The 4,771-nt window shown below is 62.1% G+C and carries 5 protein-coding genes; 2 read left to right on the forward strand and 3 right to left on the reverse strand.

Features of this window, described 5'->3' with window-relative positions; translation table 11 throughout:
* The first annotated feature begins 3 nt into the window (after nucleotides 1-3).
* Together AC1DUU_RS23260 and AC1DUU_RS23265 are read left to right on the forward strand one after the other, a co-directional pair.
* Nucleotides 4-285, forward strand: coding sequence for a DUF2160 domain-containing protein (locus tag AC1DUU_RS23260; RefSeq protein WP_055979040.1), 282 nt, complete (start codon nucleotides 4-6; stop codon nucleotides 283-285).
* Nucleotides 286-359: 74 nt separating this feature from the next.
* Complete coding sequence (locus AC1DUU_RS23265) at nucleotides 360-2,084, forward strand: ABC transporter substrate-binding protein (RefSeq protein ID WP_476785750.1); 1,725 nt, start codon at nucleotides 360-362, stop codon at nucleotides 2,082-2,084.
* 271 nt (nucleotides 2,085-2,355) lie between these two features.
* On the opposite strand, the gene AC1DUU_RS23270 is transcribed toward AC1DUU_RS23265, so the two are convergent.
* The 3 genes from AC1DUU_RS23270 to AC1DUU_RS23280 all read right to left on the reverse strand — a co-directional run.
* Nucleotides 2,356-3,126: an ABC transporter ATP-binding protein gene (locus AC1DUU_RS23270; protein WP_476785751.1), complete on the reverse strand. Its 771-nt coding sequence runs from the start codon at nucleotides 3,124-3,126 to the stop codon at nucleotides 2,356-2,358.
* Between the two features lie 8 nt (nucleotides 3,127-3,134).
* Nucleotides 3,135-4,139 (reverse strand): ABC transporter substrate-binding protein, encoded by a 1,005-nt coding sequence (locus tag AC1DUU_RS23275; RefSeq protein ID WP_476785752.1) that lies wholly within the window; start codon nucleotides 4,137-4,139, stop codon nucleotides 3,135-3,137.
* Between the two features lie 53 nt (nucleotides 4,140-4,192).
* The coding region (locus AC1DUU_RS23280; RefSeq protein ID WP_476785753.1) for an ABC transporter permease at nucleotides 4,193-4,771 on the reverse strand (579 nt) is incomplete at its 5' end.

The raw sequence follows: 4,771 nt of genomic DNA on the forward strand, positions 1-4,771 counted from the left end.
GTGATGGACTTTTCCTGGATGGCCTGGACGCTGCCGACAGCAGCGTTCTTCATCACCATTTTCCTGATGCTCGTGGGCATGGGCGTGTGGGAGTATTTCTCGCCCGGCGGCAATCCGCGCGTCGGCATCCTTCGGTTCGAGACGACCAGGGGGGACAGGCTTTTCGTTTCGCTGCTCGGCAGCGCCTTCATTCATCTCGCATGGCTGGGTCTTATCGGACCCAACCTGTGGTGGGCTCTCGCTCTCGCAGTGGTCTACGCGATCGGCGTATTCCGCTTCGTCTAGAGGGGGGAATGTTGGACCGCCGCAAGCCCGCGGCGGCGCCAAATGGCAATGCAACCTTGTTTGGGAGGAAATTAATGCGACGCCATATTCTAGCATCGACAAGCATGATCGCCCTGCTTTTGGGTGCAAACAATGCCTTTGCCGGCATGGACGAGGCGAAAGCCTTTCTCGATGCCGAGATCAAGGACCAGTCGGCGCTCGATCGCGCCGGCCAGGAAGCCGAAATGCAGTGGTTCATCGATGCCGCAAAGCCTTTCGCCGGCATGGACATCAAGGTCGTTTCGGAAACCATCACCACGCACGAATACGAATCCAAGACACTCGCCAAGGCGTTTTCGGACATCACCGGCATCAAGATCACACACGACCTCATCGGCGAAGGCGATGTCATTGAAAAGCTGCAGACGCAAATGCAGTCGGGCGAAAACATCTATGACGCGTACGTCAACGACTCCGACCTGATCGGCACCCATTGGCGCTACCAGCAGGCGCGCAGCCTGACCGACTGGATGGCCAATGAGGGCAAGGATGTCACCAATCCGAACCTCGACGTCGCCGACTTCATCGGCACCAAGTTCACGACCGCGCCGGACGGCAAGCTCTACCAGCTRCCCGACCAGCAGTTCGCGAACCTSTACTGGTTCCGCTACGACTGGTTCAACGACGAGAAGAACAAAGCCGACTTCAAGGCGAAATACGGATACGACCTCGGCGTTCCGGTCAACTGGTCGGCCTATGAGGACATCGCCGAGTTTTTCACTGGCCGCGACGTAAACGGCCAGAAGGTCTATGGCCATATGGACTACGGCAAAAAGGACCCCTCGCTCGGCTGGCGCTTCACCGACGCATGGCTTTCGATGGCCGGCAATGGCGACAAGGGCTTGCCCAACGGCCTGCCGGTCGACGAGTGGGGCATCAAGGTCAACGATAAGTCGCAGCCCGTCGGCTCTTGCGTCGCGCGCGGCGGCGACACCAACGGCCCGGCCTCGGTCTACTCGATCGTCAAGTATCTCGACTGGCTGAAGGCATATGCGCCGCCGGAAGCCCAGGGCATGACTTTCTCCGAATCCGGCCCAGTGCCGGCCCAAGGTGCCGTTGCCCAGCAGATCTTCTGGTACACCGCCTTTACCGCCGACATGGTCAAGCCCGGCCTGCCTGTCATGAACGAGGACGGCACGCCAAAATGGCGCATGGCGCCCTCGCCGCACGGTGTCTACTGGAAGGACGGCATGAAGCTCGGCTACCAGGACGTCGGTTCCTGGACGATCCTCAAGTCGACGCCGGACGACCGCGCCAAGGCCGCCTGGCTCTACGCGCAGTTCGTGACGTCGAAGACGGTGGACGTGAAGAAGAGCCACGTCGGTCTTACCTTCATCCGCCAGTCGACGCTTGATCACAAGAGCTTCAGCGACCGCGCCCCACAGCTCRGCGGCTTGATCGAGTTCTACCGTTCGCCGGCTCGTGTTCAGTGGTCGCCGACCGGCACCAACGTCCCCGACTACCCGAAGCTGGCGCAGCTGTGGTGGCAGGCAATCGGTGACGCCTCTTCAGGCGCCAAGACGGCGCAGGAAGCCATGGACTCGCTCTGCGCCGAGCAGGAAAAGGTGATGGAACGGCTCGAACGCGCCGGAGTCCAGGGCGATATCGGCCCGAAGATGGCAGAAGAGCACGACCTTGCCTACTGGAATGCGGAAGCGGTCAAGGCAGGCAATCTCGCACCACAGCTGAAGATTGAAAACGAAAAGGAAAAGCCGATCACCATCAATTACGACGAGCTGGTGAAGAGCTGGAGCAAGTAAGCGTTCGGACGGATCATCCGCCCGGCCAACTGTCTGGGGAGGCGGCGCAGCGCCGCCTCCCCTCGCAAGGTGTCGCCCGTCAGGCCGCAGACCAGCGTGGCGCACATGGAGCAGCAGGTGACAAAGCGTTCTCCGCGTTGCGCACCTGTCCTGTGGCTGGTCCTTGCCGTGTCTCTCCGGCTTAAGTTGCCGGATTCGACGCCTGCTCACAGGTCCGTTCGGACTATCGGGACCTCTACTCCATCGTGATCCAGTCGAGCGCSCCTAYGCTTCAGTGCAGCCCGAATTCSCGCAGCAGTTCCTCGCGGTAGCGGACGAAACGGGCTTCGCTGCGRTCGCGAGGTCGGGGAAGATCGACCTCGATCAGCCGCGCCGCAGCAYCTTTTTYCTTGGGCAGGACCAAGACCCTGTCGGCGAGATAGACCGCCTCYTCAAGGTCATGGGTSACCATGATCATGGTGACGTTCTCCTCGCTCCAGATACGGGCGAGYTCTTCYTGCATGGTGATCTTGGTCATGGCGTCGAGCGCGCCGAGTGGCTCGTCGAGAAGCAGGATCTCGGGCTGGACRGTCAGCGCACGGGCGATGCCGACRCGCTGAGCCAKGCCGCCCGAGAGCTGYTTAGGGTAGGCATYGGCGAAGTCGCCGAGACCAACGAGCGCGATGTAGTCGCGAGCCCGCTCCTCGGCTCGGCTGCGCGCCTCGCCGCGCACCTTCAGGCCAAAGGCGACATTGTCGAGCACGGTGAGCCAAGGCAGCAAACGCGGTTCCTGGAAGATCACCGCGCGATCCGTACCGACGCCAGCGACCTCCGCGCCGTCGATCAGAACCCGGCCACCGTCCGCCGCCTCAAGGCCGGCAAGCACCCGCAAGAGCGTGGTCTTGCCCGAGCCGCTGGCCCCGACAATGACGAGGCATTCGCCGGCGCGGATGTCGAGATTGAGGCCCTTGAGCACGGCCAGCGGGCGACCATTGATGGCGAAGGATTTGGAGAGGTCGCGGATCGAAACCTCGCCGCGGCGGGTGCTGTCGGGAATGTTCATCTTCGCGCTCAGTTCGATGTCGCTTCGGCGTTCGGCTGGAACAAAAGATCCGTGGCCGTAAACTTGCCCTTGGGCAGCGAGCCGTCGCGTTCAAGCACATTGATCCAGAAATCGAGGTCGCGCGGGGTCGCCTGGGCGCCTTGGCGAAGCCCGAAGCCGGTCCAGTGCTTGGCAAGCTCACCATTTTCGCCGCGGTCATTCAGGATCTTGGCGAGGACTTTGCGCGCCTCGTCCGGGTTCTGGCGCGACCAGTCGGCGGCGCGGGTCGCTTGTTCGACGAAGTGGCGCGCGGCCTCGGGATGCGCCTGAATGAAGTCGCGGCGCAGCACGATGAAGCCGCCGGCGATCTCGCCCAGAACATCGGTGTCGTCAAAGACAGCACGGACGCCGCCATGCTCCTTCAGCACACCTTCGAAGGTCGCCTGCCAATAACCGAGAGCGGCAATATCGACCTGGCGCGAGCGCAAGATCTGTTCGAGCTGCGGCCCGGGCACCACAACGAGGTTGGCGGCGGTCTGCGGCAGGCCTGCCTGGTGAAGCGCCTCGCGGACGGTGTAGTCGAGATGAGCGCCCAGCGTGTTGACCGCGATCGACTTGCCGGCAATGTCGGCGATGGATTTGATCGGGCTGTCCTCGAGCACATAGAAAACGCTCTGGACCTGGTCGTTGATGCCGTTGCTGGGATAGGCGGCGACAAAGTCGTTGCCGCCGGCGATCGAGTTGATCACCGCCGAAGTCGCGGCGGAACCGAGGTCGACGCTGCCCGCAGCCAGCGCAAAGAGCGAGGCAGGCCCGCCCTGGGCGTAGCCGACATTCTCCAGCTCAACGCCGAGATCTTTGTAGTAACCCAGCTCATATGCAAGTTCATGCGGGGAGACGCCGCCCTGACTGGCAAGGTAGCGGAACTTCACGGTTTCAGGCGATTGCGCAAGCGCGAAGCCAGGCAGGCCTGTGGCGGAAAGCCCAAGGGCGAGAACGGCACCGAGGCCGAGGGAACGGCGGGAAAGTGTCATGGTCGGATCTCTTTCATGGTTGATAGGACCGTTTGGACATTGCAGTCGTGCGATTAGCTGGCAGCGCTGCTCCAGCGGCAGAGGCGACGTTGCAGCAAGACGAGCCCGTAGTTGGAAAGCAGGCCGAGGCCGGCCAGCAACACGATCGCCGCAAACATCAGCGGGATCTGGAAATTGTACTGGGCGTTCATAACCTGGAAGCCAACGCCCTTGTTGGCGCCGATCATCTCGGACGCGATCAAAAGCAGAAGCGCAGTCGTCGCCGACAGCCTGAGGCCGACAAAGATCGAAGGCACCGCACCTGGCAACACGACTCGGCGGAATACGGTCAGCCTGGAGGCGCCATAGACCCGCGCCATCTCGATCAGCTTGGGATCGACCTCCTTGACGCCGCCGATGGTGTTCAAGAGCAGCGGAAACAGCGTCGCCCAGAAGATGACGAAGACTTTTGAAGCCTCGCCGAGGCCCAAAAGCAGGATGAAGATTGGGTAGAGCGCAAGCGCCGATGTCTGCCGGAAAACCTGCAGGATCGGATCAAGCGCACGTTCGACTGATCGAACCTGGCCCATGAACATGCCAAGCGGGATCGCCACGACGACTGCGGCGGCAAAGGCAGTGCCCGAGCGCTGCAG

Source organism: Aminobacter sp. P4_H6_2, from assembly GCF_056400805.1.

Excerpts from the sequence above, each read along its gene's own strand:
- AC1DUU_RS23260 (WP_055979040.1), top strand. The coding sequence starts at position 4 with ATGGACTTTTCCTGGATGGCCTGGACGCTGCCGACAGCAGCGTTCTTC.
- AC1DUU_RS23275 (WP_476785752.1), bottom strand. The coding sequence starts at position 4,139 with ATGACACTTTCCCGCCGTTCCCTCGGCCTCGGTGCCGTTCTCGCCCTT.